This is a genomic window from Pseudomonas sp. LARHCG127 (assembly GCF_052871455.1).
Genome location: NZ_JBIXJT010000002.1, coordinates 419,048 through 444,645, shown reverse-complemented (window position 1 = coordinate 444,645; position 25,598 = coordinate 419,048). Strand labels below are relative to the sequence as shown.

The window sequence follows — 25,598 nt, the reverse complement described above, 5'->3', positions numbered from 1 at the left end:
AATGGGACCTTTGACCTTGAACGGAGTGGGTAAATGACACAGGCAATCGGCATCAAGGACCGTGTACGCATCAAGCACGTCGAAGTCCTCTCGGACGACTGGTACGTGCTGCGCAAGACCACCTATGACTACCTCGGCCGCAATGGCCAATGGCGCGAACTGACGCGCGAAACCTATGACCGCGGCAACGGCGCCACCATCCTGCTGTACAGCAAGGCCAAGCAAACGGTGGTGTTGACCCGGCAATTCCGTTTCCCGGCCTTCGTCAACGGGCACGATGACCTGCTGATAGAAACCTGCGCCGGCCTGTTGGACAACGACGATCCACACACCTGCATCCGCAAGGAAACCCAGGAGGAAACCGGCTATATCATCCAGGACGTGCGCAAGGTGTTCGACGCCTTCATGAGCCCGGGTTCAGTGACTGAGCGGGTGCATTTTTTCGTCGGCGAATATTTCGACGAAGACAAGCAGCACGAAGGCGGTGGCCTGGAAGCCGAAGGCGAGGAGATCGAAGTGTTGGAGCTGTCCCTCGACCAGGCTTTGGGCATGATCGAGACCGGAGAGATTTGCGACGGCAAGACCATCATGCTGTTGCAGTACGCCAAGCTGCATCGGTTGCTGGATTAGCCCCGGGCCTTTTCGCGATAGAGGGTAGAACGCATTCAAAACCCTGCGATGATCAAGCCGGATCCTGAGCATAAAATGCGCAGCCATGCTCCATGGCTGCGCGTTTTTTGTTCAGCTGGATTGGGCCTCGCTGTCTTCCTGCATATCGTCCAGGTATTGCGGCTGGTCCGTCTGGCCTGCCTGATCCGGCAGTTCGGTCACGACGCTGAAGTCGCTGATCTCGATGGCGCCGACCCCATGACCGAGCAGATGGAAGGAAAACGCCTTGCGCTGCTGCGGGTTGTCGAAGCTGATGTTCATCACCAGCGGCTGGTCGGGTGTCACCGCCACCTCGGTCGGCAGGTCCATCGGCACATCCTGCTCGAACTCCTTGGCCTTGAGGGAAATGTAGGCGGCATGGTCAGCTTCCACGGCTCGGATGGTCAGGCTGACACGGGTCTGCGAGCCCTTGGGCATTTCCAGGTACTGGGCACCGATCAGGTTGTCGGCCCAGTCGTCGATGATCTGGGCCGGCAGTGGGATTTTATCGGCGCTGCCGAACTGATAATGCTGGTTCAAGGGCGTGCGCAACAGTGTCTGGTCCAGGGCGGTGGCCCGGGCGCTGATCAATCGGGCGCGCTGGCCGCTGTATTGCCCGCCATAGATGGCGCGGTCGGCGATGAAGCCTTCGCTGGTGTAGTCACGGCAATGCTGGAGGAAATCGCATTCGGTAAACGTGCCCTTGCCATCGTGGTAGCGCAGCTTGCCGTTGGTGAACGACATGATTTCCCGACCCGTCGGGTAGTCCCTGAACATCGAGCGGCCGGACAACGATTTGGGCACCGCAAAGCCGAAGTAATCGAGGATCGAGGCGGTCAGGTCCACATGCCCGTAGGTGCCTGACTTGATCCGGGGCAAGGGTTCCGGCGCCAGCGTCAGGTTGAACCCCCAGGACGAGGCCAGCCGCACATCGTCGATGCCATGGGATTCGTCCGAGGTGATGACCACCAGGGTGTTATCCAGGATGCCCTGGCGTTCCAGGCCCGCCAGGAAGTTCGCCAGTGCGTCGTCCAGGTAACCCACCGCCGCCTGCTTGGCCGTGTCGTAGCGTTGCAGGTAGTCGTCCGGCGCGGAGTAGGGCTGGTGCGTGCCCACGGTCAGCAGAGTCAGCATCCAGGGCTTGTCCGCCTGTTGCAGTTGCCCGACGTAGTCCAGCGCGCCTTCGAAGAACGTCTTGTCGTCCTTGCCCCAAGGAAATTCCAGATAGGCGGGGCGCGTAAACCACTCCATGCCCAGGGTCGTGTCGAAGCCGATGTGCGGCATGATCCGGTCCTTGGCCATGAAGCGCAGGCCTGCGCCTTGCAGGAAATGCGTGGAAAAGCCGTTCTGGCGCAACTGGGCCGGCAGGCAGGCTTGGTTGCGCTGGGTCTGGTTGAGCATTTCGACGCCTTTGGGCGTGCCGTCGTCGAGCTTGTCGTAATCGCCACACAGCATCGCGTACAAGCCACGAATGGTCTGGTGGCTGTGCAGGACGTAATCGGGGGTGTTCATGCCGCGCTCGGCCCAGGCGCTGAGGTGTGGCATCAGGTTTTCCTGGTAGCTGCTTTTCAAGGCCTGGCGATTGGCACTCACATAGGCGCCGGGAATGCCTTCCAGGGCGATAACCAGCACGTTGCGCGCACGCCCCGGTTCGGCCAGCAATTTGCGGCCATCGAGGTCCAGGCGGGTCAGCCCTTCCATGGGCGGGATTGGATCTACGGTGTCGCCATCGAGCCATTGCCGGGCCTGGTCCTGCCCGGCGGCGATCCCCGCCGTGACGAGTTGGTGGGGCAGGTTGAACACATTCCATTGATCCGCCTCACTGGGGCGCCAGGCTTGCAGTGCGCCGTGGCTCAGCAGGAGCAACACCGGCACGGCCCAGGCGCGGCGCGGCAAGCGTGGCGCATGGTGGGGGCGGCAGGTCCATTGGCTCACCAGCCACAACGCCAGTGCTGCCAACTGGATCGCAGCCAGCCACGGATGGGCGAAGCCGCCGCTGGTGGAGTTTTCAACGAACTGCGGGTCGGTCAGGTAATGAATATCCGAAGGACTGGGCATCCGTCCGACCGCACTGACCAGCTCGATGCTGGCCAGGGTCAATGCGCTCCAGGCCAGCAATACCGGGAATGCCAGCCACCCGGGACGGCGATGGAGCAGCACGATCAACAACCCGCCGATACCCAGGTCCGAGAGATAACCCAACGGGTCGGACCAACCCAGGGCGAGACGCAGGCCAATGGGGACCATCAATACGCAGCCAATCAGGGCGATGAGCGAGGCGCGGGGATGGGTTGAAGCGCGATAAATAATATTCACAAGCAGCAGGCCTTTCAGTTGAAGCCAATCCATTGAACAACACACCTACCCTGTGGGAGCGAGCTTGCTCGCGATAACGTCAGGTCAGCCGTGTTTATAAGGACTGACGCACCGCTATCGCGAGCAAGCTCGCTCCCACAGGGGTTCTTCGTTTCGTCATGAAACTGTCATGAAAAGAGATGGTAGCAAGGCCCGTCGCCCCTGGCCGGGCCAATGGCCCGGTGTCCGGCTGCGCTACGCTGTGGTTCACTGGCGCAGGCCCCTACAATGGCCGTGTCGCGTTGCTTTGAGGCGCGCAGAAAACTTGTATCAGGATTTCTCATCGGGGGATGGATGGACAGGTTCCAGGAAATGCAGGTTTTTCTCGCCGTGGCCCAGGCGTCGGGGTTTTCGTCGGCGGCGCGGCGCCTGGGCCTGTCGGCGGCCAGCGTTACGCGGGCGGTGGCGGCGTTGGAGCAACGCATCGGCACGCCACTGCTGGTCCGTACCACTCGCAACGTGTACCTGAGCGAAGCCGGCCAGCGCTTTCTCGAGGACTGTCGGCGGATCCTGAACGATTTGCAGGAGGCCGAGGATTCGGCGGCTGGCAGTCACGTCCAGCCCCGCGGGCAGTTGACGATTACCGCGCCGGTCCTGTTCGGGCAATTGTTCGTCACGCCGCTGCTGGTGGATTACCTGAACCGATTCCCCGAGGTCAGCATCAACGCCTTGTTGTTGGACCGCACGGTCAGTCTGGTAGAGGAGGGCATCGACGTTGCCCTGCGCATTGGCGAGCTGCCGGATAGCAACCTGCACGCCGTGCGGGTCGGTGAAGTGCGGCGGGTGGTGTGCGGCTCCCCGGATTTCTTCGTGCGCCACGGGCGGCCCCGGCATCCGGATGACCTGGAGCGAATGCCCGTGGTGGCGTCATCGGCCATTGGCCAGGTCAAAAGCTGGACCTTCATCGATTCAGGCCAACCGTTGGCCGTCCGGCCCGTGCCGCGGTTGGTAGTGACGGCCAACCAGGCGGCGATTACCGCCGCTTGTCAGGGGCTGGGGATGACGCGAATCCTGTCTTATCAGGTGGCGGGCAACGTGGCCGCCGGTGAGCTGGAAATCGTCCTGGCCGATTTCGAATTGCCGCCGCTGCCGATCCATGTGGTGTACCAAGGCGGGCGCAATGCGCCGGCGCGGGTCCGCAGTTTTGTTGATTTTGTTGTCAGTGCATTGCGCGAACATCCAGCCTTGAGCGGCTGAAGCATTGTTTCTCTGGCTGAAACAATGGATTGCATCTGCAGGTGATTCTCTTGTTTTTGCCTTGGGCGGAAGATGACCCCATCGACGCCGTTGTGCTGATGGCGTCACTTCCAGCGGAGTCGACCATGAACCCGATCAAGCATTATCACTTCCCGCTTTCCGGCCATTCCCATCGCGTTCAACTGATGCTGTCGTTACTCGAACTGCCGGTCGAGGAGATCTTTGTCGACTTGGCCAAGGGCGCGCACAAACAGGCGGATTTCCTTGCGCTCAATGCGTTTGGCCAAGTACCGGTCATCGATGATGACGGTGTGGTGCTGGCGGACTCCAACGCGATCCTTGTGTACCTGGCGCAAAAATATGGCAAGGGACGCTGGCTGCCCACCGACCCAATCGGCGCCGCGCGGGTGCAGCGCTGGTTGTCGGCGGCGGCCGGGCCGATCCATGCGGGGCCGGCCACGGCGCGGCTGATCACGGTGTTTGGCGCGGCCTACAACGCTGAGGACGTGATTGCCCGGTCCCACACTGTGTTGAGCGTCATTGATCAGGAATTGAGCGACCGTGCTTTCCTGGCGGGTGATGCAGTGACCGTCGCGGACATCGCCGGCTACAGTTACATTGCTCACGCACCGGAAGGCAATGTGTCGTTGGAGGACTACGCCAATGTGCGGGCCTGGCTGGCGCGGATCGAAGCGTTGCCAGGGTTCGTGGGCATGCCGCGTACGGTTGTCGGGTTGCAAAAGCACGCCTAAGCATTCGAGTGGGTAGGCTGTGTGGCGAGGGAGCTTGCTCCCGCTGGGTTGCGAAGCAACCCCCTGAAAAGGGCGCGCGGTGTGCCTGGCATGGCTGCGGTGTCGGCTCTGGGGCTGCTGCGCAGCCCAGCGGGAGCAAGCTCCCTCGCCACAGGGGTTAATGATGTCCCGGTCTAAACAGGGATTTCATTGGAATATCAGGCGTAGGAAAGCGCCTTTTCCTCCAGCAGTTCCTCATACAACTGCACCCACTTGCGGCCCATCTCTTCGGACGTGAACAACTGGCGGTAACGGGCTTCGGCCCTGGCACCCATTACCTGGGCCTGCGCCGGGTTTTCCCACAGGGTACGCATCGCTTCGCGGAAGGCCTCTGGGTTGCTCGGTGGCACCACCAGGCCGGTTTCGTCGTGGATGTTGATGTAGCTGGTGCCGGTGCCGATTTCGCTGCAGATCATCGGCTTGCCGAACATCGCGCCTTCAAGCAGTGAAATGCCAAAGGCTTCAGAGCGCAAATGCGAAGGGAATACGATGGCATAACTCAGTTCCAGCAATGCAACCTTGTCTTCGTCCCCGAGGCGGCCGAGGAAATGCAAATTGCGCAAGCCCAATGCCGCGGCTTGGGCATGCAGTTGTTTTTCCAGAGGCCCGGCACCCACGATGACCACGGGGTAATCCACGCCTTTGAGGGCGTCGAGCAGAATGTGCAGGCCTTTGTAGTACCGCATCACCCCCACGAACAAAAAGAAGCGTTCGCCCAGTTTTGCCTTCCATCCCGCCATGCGCTCGGCATCAGGCTGTGGATAACTCGTCTTGTTCAGGCCGTAGGTGATGACCCGGGTCTTGGCGCTGTATTCCTTGAGCACATCGCTGGTATGCACATAGTTAGGCGAGGCCGCGACGATGCGATCGGCGCCGTCCAGGAAACGTTTCATCAGCGGCCGATAAAGCTTGAGCAGTTGCCGCTGGCGAACGATGTCCGAATGGTAGGTTACGACGTAGGGTTTTTTCACGGCACTGCAAAAGTGCACCAGGTCCATGAATGGCCAAGGGAAGTGGAAATTGATGATGTCCGCTTCGGCGGCCAGCTCACGGAATTTCTTGAACACGCTGTAGGAGAAACCCGTGGACGCCAGTTGGAAGTCCATTCGGGCTTGATGGACGACATGCTGTCGAAGCTGGATCGGACCCGGTGCGGGATGTTCGCTCAATGTGAGCACGGTGTTATCGATACCCAGTTGGTCGCTGCTGTCGCACAGTTGGAAAATGACCTGTGCGATACCGCCCATGGAGTCAGTCAAATAACTTTTGTAAAAGTGCAGGACTCGCATTCAACCTCCCAAGACCTGGCGATACGCCTGAGCCGTGACCTTTGCACAGCGCTCCCAGGAAAACAGCGCAGCCTGTTGTAAGCCTGCTTCCCGACACGCCTGCCAGTGCGGGCGATCCTCAATCAACCGCTGCATGGCGTCGCGCATGCCTTGTGGATCGTCGGGCTCGCAATAAATGCCAGCCGCCCCGGCCACTTCAGGCATCGCCGAGCAGCGGGTGGTCATCACCGGCGTGCCGCTGGCCATGGCTTCAAGCACCGGTAGGCCAAAGCCTTCGTAGAACGACGGGAAAACCAATGCCCGTGCCCCCGCCAACAACTGGGCGACCTGTTCGTCAGGCAGGTAACCCGCCAGGCAGACATGACCATCAGCCAGGGCGCGTTTCAACTCATCATTGAGCTGTGCCTGTTGCCATCCGCTCATTCCTACAATGAACAAAGGAAAAGCCTGACGTATGGACTCAGGAAGCCCGGCATGGGCGCGCAAGGCCAATGACAGGTTCTTGCGTGGCTCCAGGGTGCCGACACAGAGAAAATATCGACCGTGCTCCAGCCCATGGGCCTTGAGCACGTTGTCGATCGCTTCCGGTTCGCGCGGGTGGAAACGTGCCGCCACCCCAAGCGGCGCGACCCTCAGGCGCTCGGCGGGAACGCCGAAATATTGCTGGGCTTCATCGGCGATGAACTGCGAATCGGTCAGAATCAATTGGGCCTGTTCCACTGCGCGGCTGAGCCGTCGCTCGATTTCCTTCAGGCGTGCCGGTGGCTGCGTCTCGGGGTAGCGCAGGTGCGTGAGGTCATGGAGGGTGATCACCGTCGGCCCTTCGAAAGCCAACGGCCACAGGCTGGGTTCGTGATACAGGTCGATAGCCTTTGAACGGCCTTGGTCGAAGCGTTTCTGCTCCAGCCAGCGCCGCGCTTGGTAGGCGCCCGGAACCCGTCGCAGCAACGGGCTCAGCTTGGAATAGCCTGGCTTGGCTGTTGGTGGCAACTGCGGGCTCCAGCCCCAACCGTGGAACAACGACAACTGTACGTCCGGCTCCCGCGCCAAGGCAGTCGCCAGTTCCGCTACGTAGTGGCCGATGCCCGTGCGGGGCGCCTGGAGAATGCGTGCGTTGAGGGCTATCCGCATGTTGTTTCCCTGTCGACGATCGCTGCACCAATAATGTGGCCCTCGATTCGCTCCACCAATTGCGCACTGGCCTGGCGCCAGCTCAGCCATTGCCATTGATCCAGATTGCGCTTGGCCGGGAATAGCCCGGTGTGTTCCATGTCGATGACCAGGTTCGCCAGGCTTTGGGGGTCGTCGAGATCGAAGTAGGCCATGAAATCACCGCCGATTTCCCGAAACACTTCAATGTCGCTGCCCATCGCTGGCAAGCCGCGTTGCATGGCCTCTACCAATGGCAGGCCGAAGCCCTCCACATAGGACGGGAACACCAGCGCAGTGGCGTGTCGGTAGGCGTGTTCCAGGCTTTGGTCCGCCAGGTTGTTGAACATGAACAGGCGGCTGTCGAGCTGCGGATGGCGTTGAATGCGCTCGATCAGGGCTTCGCATTTCCAGCCGATCTTGCCGACGATGCAGAGCCGCGCTTGTGAACCGGCGGCCCAGGCCCGCTCGAATGCATCGATCAGGTAGGCGTGGTTTTTCCGCGGCTCGATGGTGCTGACCATCAAGAACACTGGCTCGGGGCGCTTGAACAGCCGCAGCAAGTCCGGGTCGAGGGCCTGAGTGGCGTCAACCAGGTCCAGTTCGCTGCCCAGGTGGAAATAGTCAAACCAGCGCTTGCGCACCTCTTGCTCGCCAATGCGCCGGACCATTTCCTGGCGAAGCTGGTCGCGGATGGTGGTGGAGATGGCGATGTAGCCGTCGGCGGTGCGGGCGATCCAGTCGAACCAATGGTTGAACACCTTGACCAGTCCGGCATCGCAGAATTGCGGATGGGTCAGGGGAATCAGGTCGTAGACCACTGAGATGATCCCGACGCCATCACGCTTGAGCTGTTCGGCCAGGGGGAAGAAACCTGAGTGCCAGGAAGAGTCCAGCAACACCAGTTGATCGCCGGCCCGATGTGCCAGCGGTACGCTGCGTGCCGGGACTGGCTTGCGCTTGAGGAGACTATCGAGGATTCGAATGGGGAGGCTCAAGCACGCCAGGGCGAACAGTCGGCAAGCCACGTACAAGAAGCGGCGAGCCCAGATCGACTGGCTGAAGGGGCGCCGTTGTTCGAGGGTCCGCTGCCTGAGCCAGAACAGGTTGGCGAACTGTACCAGCCGTGCTCGCAGACTGGCCAGATCCAGTCCGTTCGTGGGCAGAGGGGCCAGGCTTTTCACTTCGTACAGCTTGCCCTGCAGCATCACCACGGGAATGCATTCGCGCCCCCGATCCTTGGCCGGCAATTCACGAATGACGTTGCGCACCACTCGCTGGATGCCGGAGTTGTCATTCGGGTGGTCATATACATAGGTGCAATCCACCAACAGACGGCTCATGGCAACTCCTTTTGCGGCACCGCCTCGACGGCCGTCTGGCTCGAACGCTGGATACTGGTCCGGGCCTGGAGCCAGGAACAGCCGACGAAATCTTCCTGGCGATTATTGATCACGTGGAACACCAATCCGTAGTCGCGCCATTCGAAGTTACGGTCCAGGTGCGAGTCCAGCCGCGACAGGCTGAGCGCGACGGAGTAATTGCCCTTGCCCAGGCGCATGTCGAAACTGAAACGGAAGGTGATCTGTTCGCCGGCCTTGAGGTCGGTCACGGCCTTGTCCTGGCGATGGGTGTTGATGCCGTACATGGGCTGGCCAAGGCGGTCCTTGATCAGAAAGCCCAATACCAGCCGCTCGATGTCTTGGCGGATTTCAACCCGCACTTGCAACACCATCGGCTGGCCGATCTCGGCCACTTCCACCGATTGCCCCTGGTTGTTGAGCAACTGCACATCGACGATGCCGGCCTCGCCGGTGCCGGAAATGGTCCGCACCTGACCATTGGCGAGCATTTCCTGGCGGACCACTTGGCCTTCGCGCTGGGCCAGCATCGCATTGTAGTAATCCATCACCTCTTCCGGCTTGCCGCGCATGGCCATGCGCCCGTGTTCGAGCAGAATCGCGGTGTCGCAGATCGACTGGATCGCCGAGCGATCATGGGACACGATCAGCAGCGTGGTGCCGGCCTTGCGGAAGCTGCGGATGCGCTCGAAACTCTTGTGCTGGAAGTAGGCATCGCCCACCGACAGCGCTTCGTCGACGATCAGGATGTCCGGGCGCCGGGCGGTGGCGACACTGAACGCCAAGCGCATCTGCATGCCGCTGGAATAGGTGCGTACCGGCTGGTCGATGGCCTCGCCGATTTCGGCGAAGCCCTCGATCTCGGGCATCAGGGCTTCGATTTCCTCCACCTGCATGCCCAGCAACTGACCGGCCATGAACGCGTTCTGGCGACCGGTGAAGTCCGGATGAAAGCCCATGCCCAGTTCCAGCAACGCGGCAACGCGGCCTTGTAGCTGGATGTGGCCGCAGGTGGGTTGGGTGGTGCCGGTGATCATCTTGAGCAACGTACTTTTGCCGGCACCGTTGACCCCGACGATGCCGACGGCTTCCCCGGGCTGGATCTCGAAATCCACGCCCTGGAGGATCCAGTGCAGTTGATGGCGCTGGCGGGAAAAGGGAACCAACCACTCCAACAGCCGGCTCCAGCGGTTCGGATACTGCTTGTAGGCCTTGCCCAGGCCGGTGACACGCAAATGTCCCATCAGAGTTCATCCACCATTTCACCGCCGCGCCGGCGAAACATGCGCAAGCCCAATACGCACAACAGCAGGGCGAGCACCAGCAACGGCACCAGCGAACTCCAGACCGGCCACTGGTTATAGAGAAACAGGTTCTGGTAGCTCTGCATCAGGGCGGTCATGGGGTTGAATGCGAGCAGTTGCTGGATCGACGGCGGCAGGATCGTCATCGGGTAGACGATCGGCGTGAGCCAGAACCAGAATTGCAGGCAAATGCCGAACAGTTGCCCGACATCGCGGAAAAACACATTGAGGATCCCCAGCAGCATGCCCAGCCCGGCGGCGAACATCACTTGCAAGACCAGCAGCGGCACCAGGGCCAGCAAGGTGACGCCTGGCCAGCGTCCGGTGATCAACAGGAAACCGAGAAACAGCCCAAGGATGATCGCGAAGTTGATGCCCGCGTTGAAGAGCACGATCACTGGCAGGCAGATCCGGGGGAAGCTGATCTTTTTCAGCAGGTTGGCGTTTTCCAGGAACATGCCCTGGCTGCGGGTGGTGATCTCCGCGAACAAGCCCCAGGTCAGCAGCCCGGCGCAGAGGTAGACGCTGTAGGCCATGCCATCTTCGACCCCCGGCAGGCGGGCACGCATGATGTGGGAAAAAATCACCGTGTAGACGAGGATCATCGACAACGGGTTGAGCACCGTCCACAACGCGCCGAACAACGAGTTGCGATACCGCGCCTGGAATTCGCGCTTGACGCTGCCCAGGACGAAGCCGCGGTAGTTCCACAGGGAGTGGGGCAGGCTCAGCAACATGCGTCGACCCTGCCGTAGTGGTCTTCGAAGCGAACGATGTCGTCTTCCCCCAGATATTCGCCACTTTGCACTTCGATGATCACCAGATCGATCACGCCGGGATTCTCCAGGCGATGCTTGTGTCCGGCCGGGATGAAGGTCGATTCATTCTTGGCGACCAGGTGCGAACCCGAGCCATTGTTGGTGACCTTGGCCATGCCTTCGACCACCACCCAGTGTTCGTTGCGATGGTGGTGCATTTGCAGCGACAGCGACGCGCCAGGCTTGACCACGATGCGCTTGATCTTGAAGCGCGGCCCCTCTTCGAGCACGGTATAACTGCCCCATGGACGGCTGACCGTGCGATGCAGGCGATAGGCTTCGTGCGCCTTGTCCTTGAGTTGCCGGGCGACGCGGCGCACATCCTGGGCGCGGTCGGCATGGGCCACCAGCACGGCGTCGGCGGTGTCGATGATGATCAGGTTTTCCACGCCCAGGGCCGCCACCAGACGGCCTTCGCTCTGGACGAAGTTGTGCTGGCTGTCGATGAACAGGGCCTCGCCGGTGGCGCGGTTGTTCTGCGCGTCGGCGGGCACCAGGCCGGCGACGGCGCTCCAGGAACCAATATCGCTCCAATCGAATGTGGCCGGGATCACCACGACATTGGCGGAGCGCTCCATCAGGGCATAGTCGATGGAGATGTCTGGCATGTCGGCGAAATGCGCCGCGGACAATTCCTGCTGCACGCACCCTGAGGTTTCCACCGCCGTGCTGGCCGCGACACAGGCGCGCGCCTGTTCCAGCAGCTCGGGCGCGTGGGCTTGCAGCTCCGCCAAGAGGGTCTTGACCGAGAAGCAGAACATTCCTGAGTTCCACAAGAAACGGCCGCTTTCCAGATACTGCGTGGCGGTCGGCAAGTCGGGCTTTTCGACGAAGCGAACGACCTTGGCTGCGCCCTTGGTGTCCAGCGGCTGGCCCCGTTCGATATAGCCGAATCCGGTTTCCGGCGCCGAGGGCAGCACGCCGAAGGTCACCAGGTGACCGCTCTTCGCCAGTTCCACGGCGTGCGCCACCGATGCCTGGAAGGCCGCCTCGTCCTGGATCAGGTGATCGGCCGGCATGACCACCAGGATCGCCTCGTCACCATGCAAGGCCTGAATGGCGAGGGTGGCCGTGGCAATGGCCGGCGCGGTGTTGCGGCCCGTGGGTTCGAGGACGAAGTGCCCACGGTGACGCTCCAGGTGAGCACTTTGATAGTGATCGCGGCTCTGGAAATAGTATTCGCGATTGGTGACCGTGACGATATCGCCCCGGCCATCGAACAACCCCGCGGCACGCCGGTAGGTTTTGCCCAGCAACGATTGGCCGTCGGGCAAGCGCATGAAAGGCTTGGGATGACCCTCGCGGGACACTGGCCACAACCTCGTCCCGGCTCCGCCGGAGAGAATCACAGGGATGAGCATGGCCTACTCCTTGGCGACGCGTTTCATGTCCGCATCCATCATCATGCGGATCAGGGTGTCGAGGTCGGTCCGGGGCTTCCAGCCCAGGACCCGTTGGGCCTTGGTCGGGTTGCCGAGCAAAACCTCGACTTCGGCCGGGCGGAAAAACGCCGGGTCGATCTTGACGAAGTCACGGTAGTCCAGTCCCACGTGTTCGAAGGCGATCCTGCACATCTCGCGCACGGTGGTGGTGACGCCAGTGGCCACTACGTAATCGTCGGGGGTGTCCTGTTGCAACATCAGCCACATGGCCTCGACGTAATCGCCGGCAAAGCCCCAATCGCGCTTGGCGTCGATATTGCCCAGGCGCAACTCCTGCTGCTTGCCCTGCTTGATGCGCGCGGCGGCGTCGGTGACCTTGCGGGTCACGAACTCGATGCCGCGCAGCGGTGATTCGTGGTTGAACAGGATGCCGCTGCTGGCATGCAGGCCGAAGCTTTCCCGGTAATTGACGGTGATCCAGTGGCCGTACAGTTTCGCGACGCCATAGGGGCTGCGCGGGTAAAACGGGGTGTGCTCGTCCTGTTGCTCGGCCTGGATCAGGCCGAACATTTCGCTGGTGGAGGCCTGGTAGAAACGGGTCTGCGTACTGAACTGGCGAATGGCTTCGAGCAGGTGAGTGACCCCCAGCCCGTCGACGATGCCGGTGGTCACCGGCTGGTCCCAGGAGGCCGCGACGAAACTTTGCGCGGCCAGGTTATACACCTCGTCCGGCGCCGACTTGATCACCGCCCGCTGCACCGAGCAGGCGTCGGCCATGTCACCGTCCAAGTAAACGATGTCTTGTTCGATGCCCATCTCTCGCAGCCGCCAGCGCGAGTCGCTGCTGCGTCGCGCTACCAGACCGTGGACTTTGTAACCCTTGTCGAGCAGCAACTTGGCCAGATACGCGCCGTCCTGGCCGGTGATCCCTGTGATCAATGCACTTTTCATTCTTGTCGTACCCGTATCTCCCAGTCGGACAGGATCGCCCGCAAGGATTGTTGTGTTGTTGTTTCGGGCGTCCATCCGGTGGCCTGTCGTAGCTTGGCAGGGCTACCACAGACGCGACGCTGTTCTGCGCGGCGAAGACGCGCAGGGTCCTGGATCAGTTGCACGTCGACCTGGGCGATATCGCCCAGTTGTTCGATCAGGCTGCGAATGCTCTGCTCGCGACCCGAACAGATGTTGTAGACCTGCCCCGGGGCGCCTTTTTCCAGCAGCCCCAGGTAGGCCGAAATCACATCGCCGACATCGAGGAAGTCGCGGGTCACGTCGATATCGCCCACCTGCAACCGGGCCGGTTGCAGGCCCAGCTTGATCCGGCTGATTTGCCGGGCGGCGCTGGCAATGACGAAGCTGTCCTTCTGGCCGGGGCCGATGTGATTGAACGGGCGAGCCACCAGCACCGGCCAGCCTTCGCTCATGCCCCATTGCAGGCTCAGCAGTTCGGCCGACAGCTTGCTCACGGCGTACGGGTTGCGCGGGGCGGGTGCTTGCAGTTCGGTAATCGGCAGCCGGTCTTCGCTGACCTGACCATAGACGTCACCGGAGCTGACATACAGGAACGTGCCGGTGAACCCCCGGGCCTTGAGGGCCTGGAGCAGGTTCAAGGTGCCCAACAGGTTGATGTTCAGGGTGCGGGCCGGGTCGCGGAAGGCTTCAGGGACAAAGGTCTGGCCCGCCAGGTGGATCACGGCGTCGGGAACCTCGGGCCAGAGGCCCTCCAGGGTCTTGGCATCCGTCAGGTCGTAGCGCGCGGCGACAGGCATCACCTGCCAGGCCGAATCATGACCGTTCAGTCGAGATTTGAGGTGACGTCCAACGAAACCGCTGAGGCCCGTAACGAACAGACGTTTTTTCAAGCACCAGCCCCCTTTACGGTGACTTCGTCTATCGCGAATGGAGTAGGAAATTTCCGTAAGATCGGGGAAAAGTCACTCAACGATCAGCTTAGCGAAGCATTTGTTGTAGTTGTTTGGTTGCCAATCTGTGCCAATTTCGCAGCAATTTCAACAGCGCAAACCGTGACTGGTCAGTTCTCATATTTATAGCGGGTTTATTCACATCCAGCGGTTCACGAACCCTTGGCGGATGTGTTTAGAATGCCCCTCGTCACACTTGCCCCTGGTTCCGATCTTCGGATCGAACCGCAAGGGACGGGACCATAAAAAAACAAGAACGAGACGGGTAGCAAGATGAACGACGCGTGGCGGCTCCCGGGCCGGCTCGATGCGTGACTCGACCGTCATGAAGTTGGGGCTGCCGGGATGGCGGCGCCATGATGGGATGCCATGAATTTCATTCTTTACTCGGATGTAAACGATCACTCCATCAGTCAGAGCCTCGGTCGCCCTGAGTACAGCTATTACTTCGTGCTCAAGGCCTATCGCCCCGTGCTGGAAAGCCTGGGGCCAGTGCATGTGGTGTCGTCGGTCGCAGAGGTCGATCCGCTTTATCAAACGTTGCGGCAGGCCGGACAGGACTGCTTGTTCCTTTCGTTTTCCCCCCCGCACAAGACCCCGCTCGACCTGCTGTGCCCGATGGTCTGCGTAGTGGCGTGGGAGTTCGATTCGATCCCGGCCGAGCACTGGGATGACGACCCGCGGCATGACTGGAGCCGCACGCTGGCCCGTCATGGCCGGGTGATTACCTTGTCCAGCCACACGGCCGAGGCGATCCGTCGGACGTTGGGTGAGGATTTCCCAGTGCTGGTGTTGCCCACGCCACTGTGGGAGCGTTTCGCGGCGGTTCGTGAGCAACACCCAAGCCGGCCGGTCAACCCCGGAACGACCTTGCGGATCAAGGGTTGCATCATCGACAGTCGGCCCCTCGGGTTGTCGGCGGATGGCTTGATCGCGCCGATTTTCGAAGGTGAGCCGGAACCAGAGCCTAGCGTTGATCCAGACATCGTACCGCCGCCGCTGACTTGGCGGCGGCGGGCATTCATTTCCCGTCATTACCTGCGCGAAGTCGTCCGCGCCTTCACCGGCAGGAGCGAGCAGGGCCCCGTCTGGCTGTTCAAGCACAGCCTGCTGTGCTGGTATCGCGAGGCGGTCCGCGACCTGATTCCGGTGCCGGTACGCGTTGCCACCAGCCGGGTCCTGAGGGGGCCAGCGCCGCCGTTAGTCGTCGAGCCCGTTCCTGAGCCCGCGCCACCGGAACATCCCCAAGCCGTCCTGCCGGACACCAGCCAGATGGCGGAAACCGACGTCAGCGGGGTGGTGTACGTCAGCGTGTTCAACCCTGATGACGGTCGCAAGAACTGGCATCAGTTGATCACCGCCTTCTGTTGGGCGCTACGCGACGTCGAAGACGCCACGCTGGTGCTGAAGATGACCCAGAACGATTTGTCGACCTACTACGTCGAGCTGCTGACGCTGCTGTCCCAGCTATCGCCATTCAGTTGCCGGGTGGTGGTGATGCACGGTTACCTGGAGGACGAACAATTCGCCCGGCTGTATGGCGCGGCGAGTTTCTACGTCAACGCGTCCCGTTGCGAAGGCCTGTGCCTGCCTCTAATGGAATTCATGTCCTGCGCGCGCCCGGCTATCGCGCCGGACCACACGGCGATGCGCGACTACATCGACGCGCAAGTGGCCTTCATCGTCAAATCCAGCCGCGAACCCACGATCTGGCCGGAAGACTCGCGCATTTTGTATCGCACCCTGCGCCATCGGCCCGACTGGGGATCATTGAAACTCGCCTATGAGCAGAGCTACGCCATGGCCAAGCAGCAGCCGCAGGCCTACCAGGCCATGGCCGTTGCCGCAAGCGAGCGGATGCGCCGCTATTGCGGGTTCGCCCCGGTGCAGCAGCGCCTGGCGGATTTCCTGGCGGCGCCAGGCTGTGATGAAGGGCTATCGCGGGTGGCCCAGGCAGGTACCGCCTCATGTTGATCATCATTTATTCGGAAACCAACCAGAGCAACATCCTGGAAAATCTCGGCAAGCCCGAGTACAGCTATTACTTCGTGCTCAAGGAGTTCCGCCCGGTGCTGGAGCGGTTGGGGCAGGTCGTCGAAGTGACTCAACCTGACGAAGAGGTCGATGAGCTTTATGCCGATTGCCTGGGGCGCGGCGAGGATTGCGTATTCCTGTCGTTTTCACCGCCGCACCGCACCGCCGCCCACTACGCCTGTCCGACGATCCCGGTGTTTGCCTGGGAGTTCAGCACCATTCCCACCGAAAGCTGGCAGGGCGAGCCCCGGCACGATTGGCGGGTGGTCTTGGGCGCAACCGGCATGGCGATCACCCATTCCAGCTTCACGGTCAAAACCGTTCGCGAGGTGATGGGGGCGGACTTCCCCATCGCCGCCGTCGCCGCGCCGGTATGGGACCGCTTTGCCGCCCGTGGGGCGGCGCTGGCCCAGCGGCCGACCGTGGATCACATGCGCCTGCAATTGCACGGCCTGTTGATCGACAGCCGCACCACCGACCTGCGGCCGTATGGCCCACCGGCGCATCAGGCCGGTATGCCGCTGGTGCTGGACGGCCCGGCCGAGGATTGCGAGTTACTGCTGGACGGTGTGATCTACACCTCCGTGTTCAATCCTTACGACGGTCGCAAGAACTGGAAGGACATGATCAGCGCATTTTGCACGACGTTTCGCGACGTTGCCGACGCAACCCTGGTGCTCAAGCTGACTCATCACGACGTCAGCGCCGCGCTGACCGACATGCTCCACCATGTCTACAAGAACCAGTCGTACCGCTGCCGCATCGTGCTGATACACGGTTACCTGGCGGACGCGGACTACGAACGGCTGGTGGAAGCCACCCGATACGTGGTCAACAGTTCCTACGGCGAAGGGCAGTGCCTGCCTTTGATGGAGTTCATGTCGTGCGGCCGTCCGGCGATTGCGCCGCTGAACACGGCGATGGCCGACTACATCGACCCTGACAACGCCTTCATCGTGGAGTCGACCGAGGAATTGACCGCCTGGCCCCACGACCCGCGTGCCGCGTACCGCACCCTGCGGTATGTCACCGATTGGGACTCGCTGTGTTTGGCCTATCGCGCCAGTTATCACGTGGCCAAGAACGACCCCGAGCGTTATCGCCGGATGTCGGCCCACGCCGTGCGCAGCCTGGAAAAATTCTGCAGCCAGGCCAACGCCGAGCAGCGTTTGCGGGCGTTTTTCGAAGCCATACCCGAGCGGCGCCGGAACGCGCAGCAGCCATGATCCGCCGATGGCTGGCCGGGCTCAGGCCACCGGTCGAACCCTCGCCACCGCCGACGGCGGCCGTTTCGCCCCGGGATGCCGGCCTCTACGACGCGATGCTCGACGGTTGGTTTTGCAGTGAAACCGGTGAGTTGCTCAAGGGCTTTGCTATCACGGCCGAGGATACTTTGCTGGATGTCGGCTGTGGCGAAGGCGTGGCGACCCTGTTTGCAATGCGCCAGGGCGCGTCCGTGATCTTTACCGACAGCGAACAGGACAAGGTGCGCGACCTCGCCCGCCAGGTCGAAGCCCAGGCCGCCGCGCCGTTCCTGGGCCTGGTCAGCAACAGCCTGCCGCTGCCCCTGGCCGATGGCTGTGCGAACAAGATCGTCTGCATGGAAGTGCTCGAGCATATCCCTGATCCAGCGCCGTTCATGGCCGAACTGGTGCGCATGGGCCGGCCCGGGGCGCAGTACCTGCTCAGCGTGCCGGCCTCGGTGGGCGAGCATTTGCAGCAAGGCATCGCGCCGCCGGGCTACTTTCAAGCGCCCAACCATGTGCAGATTTTCACTGCCGAACGATTCGCTGCGCTGGTGGAAGACGCCGGGCTGGTGATCGAGCATCGTCAGGCCAACGGATTTTTTTGGGTCATGGGCATGATTTTCTTCTGGGCTAGCGAGCGAGCGGCGGGCCGGGACCTCGAGGGGGCCGTGCGCGACCGTATCCAGGCGCCGTACCCACCGTTGATGGAGCGCTGGGCGAGCCTCTGGCAGGACTTGCTGGCGCAGCCCGACGGCTTGGCGATCAAGCAGGGGCTGGACCGGTTCATGCCCAAGAGCCAGGTCATCATCGCGCGTAAACCCGATCGTTCTTCCGGGAGTCCTTCATGAGCAGCAAGCGGATCATGGACATCGAGTTGTTGCGCGCCGTTGCGGTGATCGGCGTGTTGTTCCATCACCTGCAAGGCATGCCGTTTCCGGGCGGATGGCCGCGCCTGGCGGCCCTGGCCGACAGTTTCCAGTTGTGGTGGGGCGTGGACCTGTTCTTCGCGATTTCCGGGTTCGTCATCGGACGCAGCCTGATCCCGCAATTGCGGCGCTGCGATAACCCCCGGCAATTCTGGGCCGTCACCCGGGACTTCTGGATTCGCCGCGCGTTTCGCCTGTTGCCGTCGGCCTGGCTCTGGCTGCTGCTGGTGCTGTTCGCGGTGTTCTTCCTGAACCGCTCCGGGGCGTTTGGCAGCGTGCAGGCCAACCTGCAGGCGACGCTGGCCGGTTTCCTGCAATTCGCCAACCTGCGTTTTGCCGATGCGTTCATGCAGTATGAATACGGCGCAAGCTTCGTGTACTGGACGCTGTCGCTGGAAGAGCAGTTCTATCTGATCCTGCCGTTGCTGGTGTTCGTCTCGCGTCGCTACCTGGTGTGGGTGTTGCTGGCGGTGGTGCTGGTGCAATTCTTCACTTGGCGGGCGCTGTGGTTGTCGGTGATCCGTACCGATGCCTTGGCGCTGGGTGTGTTGTTGTCGATCTGGAGCCTGCGGCCCAGCTACTGGCGCTTCGAGCCCACGTGGTTGCGCCGCCCGCCCTTGGGCGTGCTGCTGGTGCTGGGCCTTGGCAGCGTGATGGCCGGGATCGCCACCGAGCACTTCAATTTGTCGTTCTACCGTCTCGGGGTCATTGCCGTGCTCAGCGCCGTGCTGGTCTGGGTGGCCTCGTATGATCGGGATTATCTGTTGCCCCGCGGTCGACTGAAAACGGCGCTGACTTGGGTGGGCAGTCGTTCCTATGGGATCTACCTGATCCACATCCCGGTGTTTTTCCTGCTGCGTGAGTTGTGGTTTCGTTTCGCCCCCTTGGGCTCGCCGGACCCTGCAAGCCATCCCTGGCCGGCGCTGGTGTGTGCGTTGTTATTGATCGGGCTGTTGAGCGAGCTCAATTACCGCTGGGTCGAAATGCCCATGCGCAACCGTGGTGCCCGGCTGGTTGAACGCCTGTCCGCCGCCCGAACCGTCCTTCCTCTCCCTGGAGCCCCGACATGCTGAGCCTTTTGAAGAAACTCACCACGGGCATGCCCGCGCCCGCCGAGCCGGCCGCCGAGAAAGTCGACCCGTATATGCTCGGGCTGCACGATGCGATGCTCAGCGGCTGGTTCAACCAGCGAACCGGCGAACTGTTCACGGGTTTCCCGGTGACGCCTGAAGACACGCTGCTGGACGTGGGCTGCGGCGACGGCGGCAACGTGCATTTTTGTGGAATGCGCGGGGCGAAGATCATCATTGCCGACATCGACGCGGCCAAGGTCGAAGCCACTCGCCAGCGCTTGAGCGACACCCCCGCGCGCGAAGTCGAGTGCCACGTGACCGACTGCAACCCGCTGCCGATTGCCGACGCCACGGCCACCCGGGTGGTGTCCACCGAAGTCATCGAGCACGTCGACGACCCGGCGCAATTCCTCGCCGAGCTGGTGCGGGTCGGCCAGCCCGGTGCGCTGTACCTGCTGAGCGTGCCGCACCCCAGTTCCGAAGACCTGCAAAAGGACATCGCCGCGCCGGAGTACTTCCGCAAGCCCAACCACATTCGCATCATCAGCGAAGAGCAGTTCAAGGCGATGGTCAGCGAGGCCGGCTTGGAAGTGTTGAGCCACAGCCAATACGGATTCTATTGGTCGATGTGGATGCTGTTGTTCTGGGAGGCCAAGGTCGACTTCAGCAACCCCGACCACCCGTTGCTCAATCATTGGGCCGACACCTGGCAAGCCGTGCTGAATTCGCCGCGTGGCGCGCAGATCAAGCAGGCGCTGGACGCGGTGGTGGCCAAGAGTCAGGTCATTATTGCGCGTAAGCCTGGCGCGCTCTCCTAGCAGCAAGGGCGCCTTTTGGGGCGAGGGAGCTTGCTCCCGCTGGGTTGCGAAGCGACCCCCATTCGGTGGGCGCTGCGCACCCAAGCGGGAGCAAGCTCCCTCGCCACAGATATTCGCCAGGATCCGGGGGGCGTAATCTGCCAGACTTTTATGGATGGTAAGGCTTCATGACGTTTCTTTCCCGGCTCACCCTGGCCCTCGCCGCGTTGCTTCTAGGGGGCTGCGAACAATCCCCGGCGCCGGCCCTCGATCAACAACTCTATATCTGGCAACGCCAATGGACGCCGGCCCACGGGCTGGCGCTGCGCCAAAGCCAGGGTGACTTTTCCACGCTGCGGGTGCTGGCGTTGCAGGCGTTCCCCGGGGCGGGCTGGCGTCGTGCGCGGATCGATCCGGCCTTGCTCAAGGCGGACGGTCGTCCGCTGATCGCCGTGATTCGCCTGGACGGCCAGCTCAAGGCCCTGGACCAGGACGAAGTCATCGCGCAAATCCAGCAAGTGCTGGGCGATTGGCAAGCCCAAGGCCTGACCCCGGTGGGCGTGGAGATCGACCACGATGCTGGCAATGCACGGTTGCCGGCCTATGGACAATTCCTCGGCCAATTGCGGCACAGCCTGCCGGCCAATCTGCGGCTCAGCATCACGGCGCTACCGGCCTGGCTCGACAGCCCCGCATTGCCGGGGTTGCTGGAAGCGGTGGACAGCAGCGTGCTGCAGGTCCACGCGGTGAGTGATCCACGGCAAGGCCTGTTCGATCCGAAACAGGCCCGACGCTGGGCACAACGCTGGGGTGAACTCACGTCGCGACCGTTTTACCTGGCCCTGCCGGCCTACGGCGTGGCGCTGCTGACCCAGGAGAGCGGCATGCCGGTGGTGGAAAGCGAAGTGCCGATCGATCGCGGCGGCGAGCGTCAGGAGTTGCTGGCCGATCCGCAACAAGTGGCCGGGCTTGCGGCAGATTTGCGGGCGGACCCGCCGCAACATCTTGCCGGGCTGATCTGGTTTCGCCTGCCCCTGGCCGGGGACCGACGGGCATGGAGCCTGACCACCCTCGGTGCTGTCGCTCGGGGCGATCATCTGGACAGTCGCTTGGCGTTGCAGTGGGAGCAGCAGGACGGCTTGTACGATATCCGCCTGGTCAACCAGGGCAATCTTGACAGTCCCTGGCCCCAGCGGCTGACGCTGACGGTCGGCGCCTGTGACGGTGTCGATGCCTTGGCCGGTTATACGTTGCAACAAACCCCCGGACTGCTTACCTTCACCCGCATTCAGGAAGGCCGCTTGGCGGCGGGTAGCCAACGGGCAATCGGCTGGGCGCGCTGTACGAAAATCGACCAAGGAGGTTTCAATGTTTACCCGTGAGTGGCCTCGTCATCTGCTGTGCCTGAGCCTCTGCCTGCCGTTGGGCCCGGCGCTGGCCTGCGGGCCGGATTTCCCGATGCGCCTGCTGGATAACCGCGCCCAGACGTTGGCGGAATTGCCCGAAGGCAGCTTTCGCTTCGAGGTCAGCCGTCTCGGCCAGGCGATTGCCGGGCTCAAGCCGGCCACCGAGGCGACGCGCAACCCGGACTACAGCTATGACGACCTGCCTTCCTACGTGGAGCAACGCACCAAGGCCGAACAGATTGGCCTCACACCGCCGCAACAAGCGGTGGTGGAGCGCTTGCGCGCGTTGACTGACATCGACCAGGTGGCGGCTGAAGCGGCGAATCTGCCGGACGAGCTGCGCCTGTATGCGCTCGGCGCGGCGGCTTTTAATGTCGGTGAACATCAGCGCGCCGTGGAGGCCTTCCAGCAATTGCTGGCATTGCCGGCTGATCAACGTCGGTTGCGCAGCACCTGGGCCGCGTATTCCCTGGGACGGGCCTTGTTCGCCGTGAGCACCGAGGCGGGCAGTGGCGACCCCGTGGCCTTGCAGGACCAGGCCCGCGCAGTGTTTCGCCAGGCCCGGGAAATGAGCATTGCCGGCTTCAGCGATCCGTTGGAGCTGGGTATTGCCAGCCTCGGTGAAGAAGCCCGGGTGGCCTACACCGCAGACGACTGGGACAGCGCCATCGGCCTGTACGCGATCCAGAACCTGCAAGGCTCACCGGTCGGCTACAGCTCGTTGCTGCAATTGGCACAAGGCTTGAGCGTCCAGCCAGATGAACGCTTGAGTGAATTGCTCAAGACCAAGTCGGTGCAACGTCTGGTCACCGCCTATCTGCTCAGCCGCGTCGGCTGGTGGGACGGTGAAGAACCTTCGGGTGAGAAAAGGCTGGTCAAGCTGTTACAGGCCAACGCTCGGGACAACCTGGACGATGCCGACCGTTTGGCGGCGGTGAGTTACCAGCACGGCGATTACGCCAGCGCCCAGGCTTTTGTGCAAAAGGCTGCCGACACAGGCCTGGCCTGGTGGGTGCGCGCCAAGCTGGCCTTGCGCGAAGGCGACAAGGTGGCCGCGGCGGCAGCTTATGCCAAGGCTGCCCAGGCCTTTCCGAACGATGAGTCCTGGGGCAACCGTCGCACACCGGATTGGAACTACGAGTCGGTGCAACCCAAGTGCCGGGTCGAGGGTGAAAGCGCAATCCTGGCCTTGCAGCGCGGTGATTATCTGCAAGCCTTCGATCAGCTCTATCGCGGCCAGGGCAACTATTGGTATGACGCCGCCGCCGTCGCTGAGCGGGTGCTCACGGTGGAGGAGCTCAAGCAGTACGTCGACGCCCAAGTCCCGGCGCCACCGGCGTTGAGCCAGGCGGATCGAGACAACTACGTGCCGCTGCCCGTGGCCGCGAGCCTGCGCAATCTGCTGGGTCGGCGTTTGCTGAGGGAAGGGCGCTTTGATGAGGCGCCGGCTTATTTCGATAACCCGGACCTGCAGAACAAGGCCCGTGCCTATGGGCAGTTGCGCCAGGACGCGGAGTCCAAATGGTGGCCAACCCGGCGGGCCGAGGCGTATTTCGATGCGTCCCGGATGGCGCGTAAATGGGGCATGGAACTGCTCGGCTATGAGATGGCGCCGGATTACGCCAGCCTGGGCGGCAACTACAGCCTGGAACCGGTCGAGCTGAAGGTCGGGCCGCTGGTGGCCGAAGGTGAAGTGCAACGCCAGCAGGCCAGCGCCGCGCAGCCGGACGTGCGTTATCACTATCGGTTTGTCGCTACGGCGCTGGCGAGCCAAGCGGCGGATTATCTGCCCCATACCAGCCAGGCGTTTGCGGCGGTGCTGTGCAAAGCCGTGGGATACAACTCCAGCCTTGAAGAGCAAAGCGTGTTGTACCAGCGTTATGTGAAGGACGGTCCGTATGTGGTTTGGGCCGGGGATTTCGGCCATCAATGCCAGGAACCGGATTTCAGCTCGGCGAACAAACGCTACGTGACCCAGGCCTTGGACCCGATTCGCTCGACGCTGCGGCCTTACAAGGTTTGGCTGCAAGTGGGCGGGGTCGTGCTGGTGGTGGCGATGGGGCTGATCAGCCGGCGCCGGCGCAAGGCGCGGATGTCGGCCAGCTAAACTAACGGCCAGCCGAACACAAATTGTGGCGAGGGAGCTTGCTCCCGCTCGGCTGCGCAGCGGCCGTCATTTTGCGAGTCTGCTGCCTGACCTGGGAAACGATGGGGACCGCTTCGCGGTCCAGCGGGAGCAAGCTCCCTCGCCACAAAAGATTGTTCGCTCCAGCTTTGCGTGTTCCTACATCTGCGTCGCCATCCCCTCCACATCCATGGCCGCCTGGCGCAACGCCTCCGAGCGGGTAGGGTGGGGGTGGCAGGTCAGGGCAATGTCCTCGGCCGAGGCGCTGAACTCCATGGCCACGCAGTACTCACCGATCATCTCGCTGACGCTCGGGCCCACCAGGTGCACGCCAAGGATTTCATCGGTGCGTTCATCGGCCAGGACCTTGGCGAACCCTTCGGTCTCGTGGTTGATCTTGGCCCGGCTGTTGGCGGTGAACGGAAACTTGCCGACCTTGTAGGCCCGGCCTTCAGCCTTGAGTTGTTCCTCGGTCTTGCCGACGCTGGCCAGTTCCGGACGGGTGTAGATGACGCTGGGGATCAGCCCATAATTGACCTCGGCGGCCTTGCCGGCGATCTGTTCGATGCAGGCCATGGCTTCGTCTTCAGCCTTGTGGGCCAGCATCGGTCCGGCCGTCACGTCACCAATCACCCAGACGCCGGGCGCTTCGGTGCGGTGACGCTGGTTGGCGAGCATGCCGCGTTTGTCGGTGCTCAACCCGACGTTCTCCAGTCCCAGCCCTTGCGTGTAGGGCCGACGACCGATGGCGACCAACACATAGTCGGCGTCCAGGGTCTGTGCTTCTCCGCCTGCCGCCGGTTCGACCTGCAATTGCACGCCGCTGGCCGAAGAAGCGGCGCCGGTGACCTTCGCACTCAACTTGAATTGGATGCCTTGTTTAGCCAAGGCCCGTTGCAAGGTCTTGCCAGCTTCGGCGTCCACGCCCGGGCAGATGCGATCCAGGTATTCCACCACGGTGACCTGGGCGCCCAGGCGCCGCCAGACCGAGCCCAGTTCCAGGCCGATCACGCCGGCGCCGATCACCACCAGATGCCGGGGCACCTCACCCAGGGACAAGACTCCGGTGGAGTCGAGGATGCGATGGTTATCGATGGTCACGCCTGGCAACGGCATGGGTTCCGAGCCGGTGGCGATGACGATGTCCTTGGCGCTCAGTTCGGTCTTGGTCCCATCGTCAGCGGTGACGGTCACCTTGCCCGGCCCGTCGATGTGGCCCCAACCTTTGATCCAGTCGACTTTGTTCTTGCGAAACAGAAACTCGATGCCTTTGGTCAGGCCCGCCACGCTGTCGTCTTTCTGCTTCATCATTTGCGCAAGGTTGAGGGTGGGGCTGACCTCAATGCCCAGGTTGGCGAACTCCGCGCCCGTGGCCGCTTCGTACAGTTCCGAGGCATGCAGCAGCGCCTTGGAGGGCATGCAACCAACGTTCAGGCAGGTGCCGCCCAGGGTGGCTCGACCTTCGACGCAGGCGGCCTTCAGTCCCAACTGCCCGGCCCGAATCGCCGCGTTATACCCGCCAGGGCCGCCGCCCAGAATGACCACGTCGTAGTTGCTCATCGCTGTTCTCCCGCTTGGCCTGATAAAAAATTATGGCTGTAATATGAGCGTTTCCAGAGATTTCGGTCAAGGCTTAAGTCAAGCGGCCAGCGGGGGCCTTGCCATGAAGAATTCAAAACGGAAATTTCACAGCAATCGTTATAAGGTAACGACCTATAACAGCGTGTCGGTGGCGTCTGCCCACGGGCCCGGATTTTGATCGCCACAAGTGCTG

Annotated in this window: 20 protein-coding genes; 10 read left to right on the top strand and 10 right to left on the bottom strand. The window is 62.3% G+C overall.

The window, feature by feature from the left end; translation table 11 throughout:
• The first annotated feature begins 33 nt into the window (after positions 1-33).
• A complete protein-coding gene (gene nudK, locus ACIPQ1_RS05355) occupies positions 34-630 on the top strand; it encodes a GDP-mannose pyrophosphatase NudK (RefSeq protein ID WP_186706474.1) in 597 nt (198 codons plus the stop codon).
• A gap of 111 nt (positions 631-741) precedes the next feature.
• Here the strand turns inward: nudK and ACIPQ1_RS05350 are convergent, their stop codons facing one another.
• A complete protein-coding gene (locus tag ACIPQ1_RS05350) occupies positions 742-2,964 on the bottom strand; it encodes an LTA synthase family protein (RefSeq protein ID WP_446533740.1) in 2,223 nt (740 codons plus the stop codon).
• A 333-nt stretch (positions 2,965-3,297) separates the two neighbouring features.
• Between ACIPQ1_RS05350 and ACIPQ1_RS05345 the strand changes: the two genes are divergently transcribed.
• Both ACIPQ1_RS05345 and ACIPQ1_RS05340 read left to right on the top strand, forming a co-directional pair.
• Complete coding sequence (locus ACIPQ1_RS05345; protein ID WP_250961631.1) at positions 3,298-4,200, top strand: LysR family transcriptional regulator; 903 nt, start codon at positions 3,298-3,300, stop codon at positions 4,198-4,200.
• A 125-nt stretch (positions 4,201-4,325) separates the two neighbouring features.
• The gene (locus tag ACIPQ1_RS05340) at positions 4,326-4,952 is read left to right on the top strand and encodes a glutathione S-transferase family protein (RefSeq protein WP_446533719.1); all 627 of its coding nucleotides are present in this window, start codon (positions 4,326-4,328) and stop codon (positions 4,950-4,952) included.
• 197 nt (positions 4,953-5,149) lie between these two features.
• On the opposite strand, the gene ACIPQ1_RS05335 is transcribed toward ACIPQ1_RS05340, so the two are convergent.
• The 8 genes from ACIPQ1_RS05335 to ACIPQ1_RS05300 are packed head-to-tail and all read right to left on the bottom strand — an operon-like array spanning position 5,150 to position 14,156.
• Positions 5,150-6,280: a glycosyltransferase family 4 protein gene (locus tag ACIPQ1_RS05335; RefSeq protein ID WP_446533718.1), complete on the bottom strand. Its 1,131-nt coding sequence runs from the start codon at positions 6,278-6,280 to the stop codon at positions 5,150-5,152.
• Positions 6,281-7,411 carry a glycosyltransferase family 4 protein gene (locus ACIPQ1_RS05330; RefSeq protein WP_446533717.1) on the bottom strand — a complete coding sequence of 377 codons (1,131 nt, stop codon included), beginning with the start codon at positions 7,409-7,411 and terminating at the stop codon, positions 6,281-6,283.
• Entirely contained in the window at positions 7,402-8,772 is a 1,371-nt protein-coding gene (locus tag ACIPQ1_RS05325; protein ID WP_446533716.1) for a glycosyltransferase family 4 protein, read from the bottom strand. Before ACIPQ1_RS05325 ends, ACIPQ1_RS05330 begins: the two co-directional genes overlap by 10 nt.
• Positions 8,769-10,034 carry an ABC transporter ATP-binding protein gene (locus tag ACIPQ1_RS05320; protein ID WP_434704388.1) on the bottom strand — a complete coding sequence of 422 codons (1,266 nt, stop codon included), beginning with the start codon at positions 10,032-10,034 and terminating at the stop codon, positions 8,769-8,771. Before ACIPQ1_RS05320 ends, ACIPQ1_RS05325 begins: the two co-directional genes overlap by 4 nt.
• Positions 10,034-10,831 (bottom strand): ABC transporter permease, encoded by a 798-nt coding sequence (locus ACIPQ1_RS05315; RefSeq protein WP_411386023.1) that lies wholly within the window; start codon positions 10,829-10,831, stop codon positions 10,034-10,036. Before ACIPQ1_RS05315 ends, ACIPQ1_RS05320 begins: the two co-directional genes overlap by 1 nt.
• Positions 10,822-12,273 (bottom strand): mannose-1-phosphate guanylyltransferase/mannose-6-phosphate isomerase, encoded by a 1,452-nt coding sequence (locus ACIPQ1_RS05310; protein ID WP_411386022.1) that lies wholly within the window; start codon positions 12,271-12,273, stop codon positions 10,822-10,824. Before ACIPQ1_RS05310 ends, ACIPQ1_RS05315 begins: the two co-directional genes overlap by 10 nt.
• Positions 12,274-12,276: 3 nt before the next feature.
• Positions 12,277-13,245 (bottom strand): GDP-mannose 4,6-dehydratase, encoded by a 969-nt coding sequence (gene gmd / locus ACIPQ1_RS05305; RefSeq protein ID WP_446533715.1) that lies wholly within the window; start codon positions 13,243-13,245, stop codon positions 12,277-12,279.
• Positions 13,242-14,156 carry a GDP-mannose 4,6-dehydratase gene (locus tag ACIPQ1_RS05300; protein ID WP_446533714.1) on the bottom strand — a complete coding sequence of 305 codons (915 nt, stop codon included), beginning with the start codon at positions 14,154-14,156 and terminating at the stop codon, positions 13,242-13,244. The genes gmd and ACIPQ1_RS05300 overlap by 4 nt, the downstream gene beginning before the upstream one ends.
• Positions 14,157-14,585: 429 nt before the next feature.
• Between ACIPQ1_RS05300 and ACIPQ1_RS05295 the strand changes: the two genes are divergently transcribed.
• The 7 genes from ACIPQ1_RS05295 (at position 14,586) to ACIPQ1_RS05265 (ending at position 23,806) form a co-directional block, all read left to right on the top strand.
• Positions 14,586-16,190: a glycosyltransferase gene (locus tag ACIPQ1_RS05295; protein WP_446533713.1), complete on the top strand. Its 1,605-nt coding sequence runs from the start codon at positions 14,586-14,588 to the stop codon at positions 16,188-16,190.
• Entirely contained in the window at positions 16,184-17,476 is a 1,293-nt protein-coding gene (locus tag ACIPQ1_RS05290; RefSeq protein ID WP_446533712.1) for a glycosyltransferase, read from the top strand. The genes ACIPQ1_RS05295 and ACIPQ1_RS05290 overlap by 7 nt, the downstream gene beginning before the upstream one ends.
• Positions 17,473-18,345 (top strand): class I SAM-dependent methyltransferase, encoded by an 873-nt coding sequence (locus ACIPQ1_RS05285; protein ID WP_411386017.1) that lies wholly within the window; start codon positions 17,473-17,475, stop codon positions 18,343-18,345. Before ACIPQ1_RS05290 ends, ACIPQ1_RS05285 begins: the two co-directional genes overlap by 4 nt.
• Entirely contained in the window at positions 18,342-19,496 is a 1,155-nt protein-coding gene (locus ACIPQ1_RS05280) for an acyltransferase family protein (protein ID WP_411386016.1), read from the top strand. Before ACIPQ1_RS05285 ends, ACIPQ1_RS05280 begins: the two co-directional genes overlap by 4 nt.
• Positions 19,490-20,314 (top strand): class I SAM-dependent methyltransferase, encoded by an 825-nt coding sequence (locus ACIPQ1_RS05275; RefSeq protein WP_411386015.1) that lies wholly within the window; start codon positions 19,490-19,492, stop codon positions 20,312-20,314. Before ACIPQ1_RS05280 ends, ACIPQ1_RS05275 begins: the two co-directional genes overlap by 7 nt.
• Before the next feature lie 167 nt (positions 20,315-20,481).
• Entirely contained in the window at positions 20,482-21,675 is a 1,194-nt protein-coding gene (locus ACIPQ1_RS05270; RefSeq protein WP_446533711.1) for a DUF3142 domain-containing protein, read from the top strand.
• A complete protein-coding gene (locus ACIPQ1_RS05265) occupies positions 21,662-23,806 on the top strand; it encodes a hypothetical protein (RefSeq protein ID WP_446533710.1) in 2,145 nt (714 codons plus the stop codon). The genes ACIPQ1_RS05270 and ACIPQ1_RS05265 overlap by 14 nt, the downstream gene beginning before the upstream one ends.
• A 177-nt stretch (positions 23,807-23,983) precedes the next feature.
• On the opposite strand, the gene lpdA is transcribed toward ACIPQ1_RS05265, so the two are convergent.
• Positions 23,984-25,384: a dihydrolipoyl dehydrogenase gene (gene lpdA / locus ACIPQ1_RS05260; RefSeq protein ID WP_446533709.1), complete on the bottom strand. Its 1,401-nt coding sequence runs from the start codon at positions 25,382-25,384 to the stop codon at positions 23,984-23,986.
• Between the last annotated feature and the right edge of the window lie 214 nt (positions 25,385-25,598).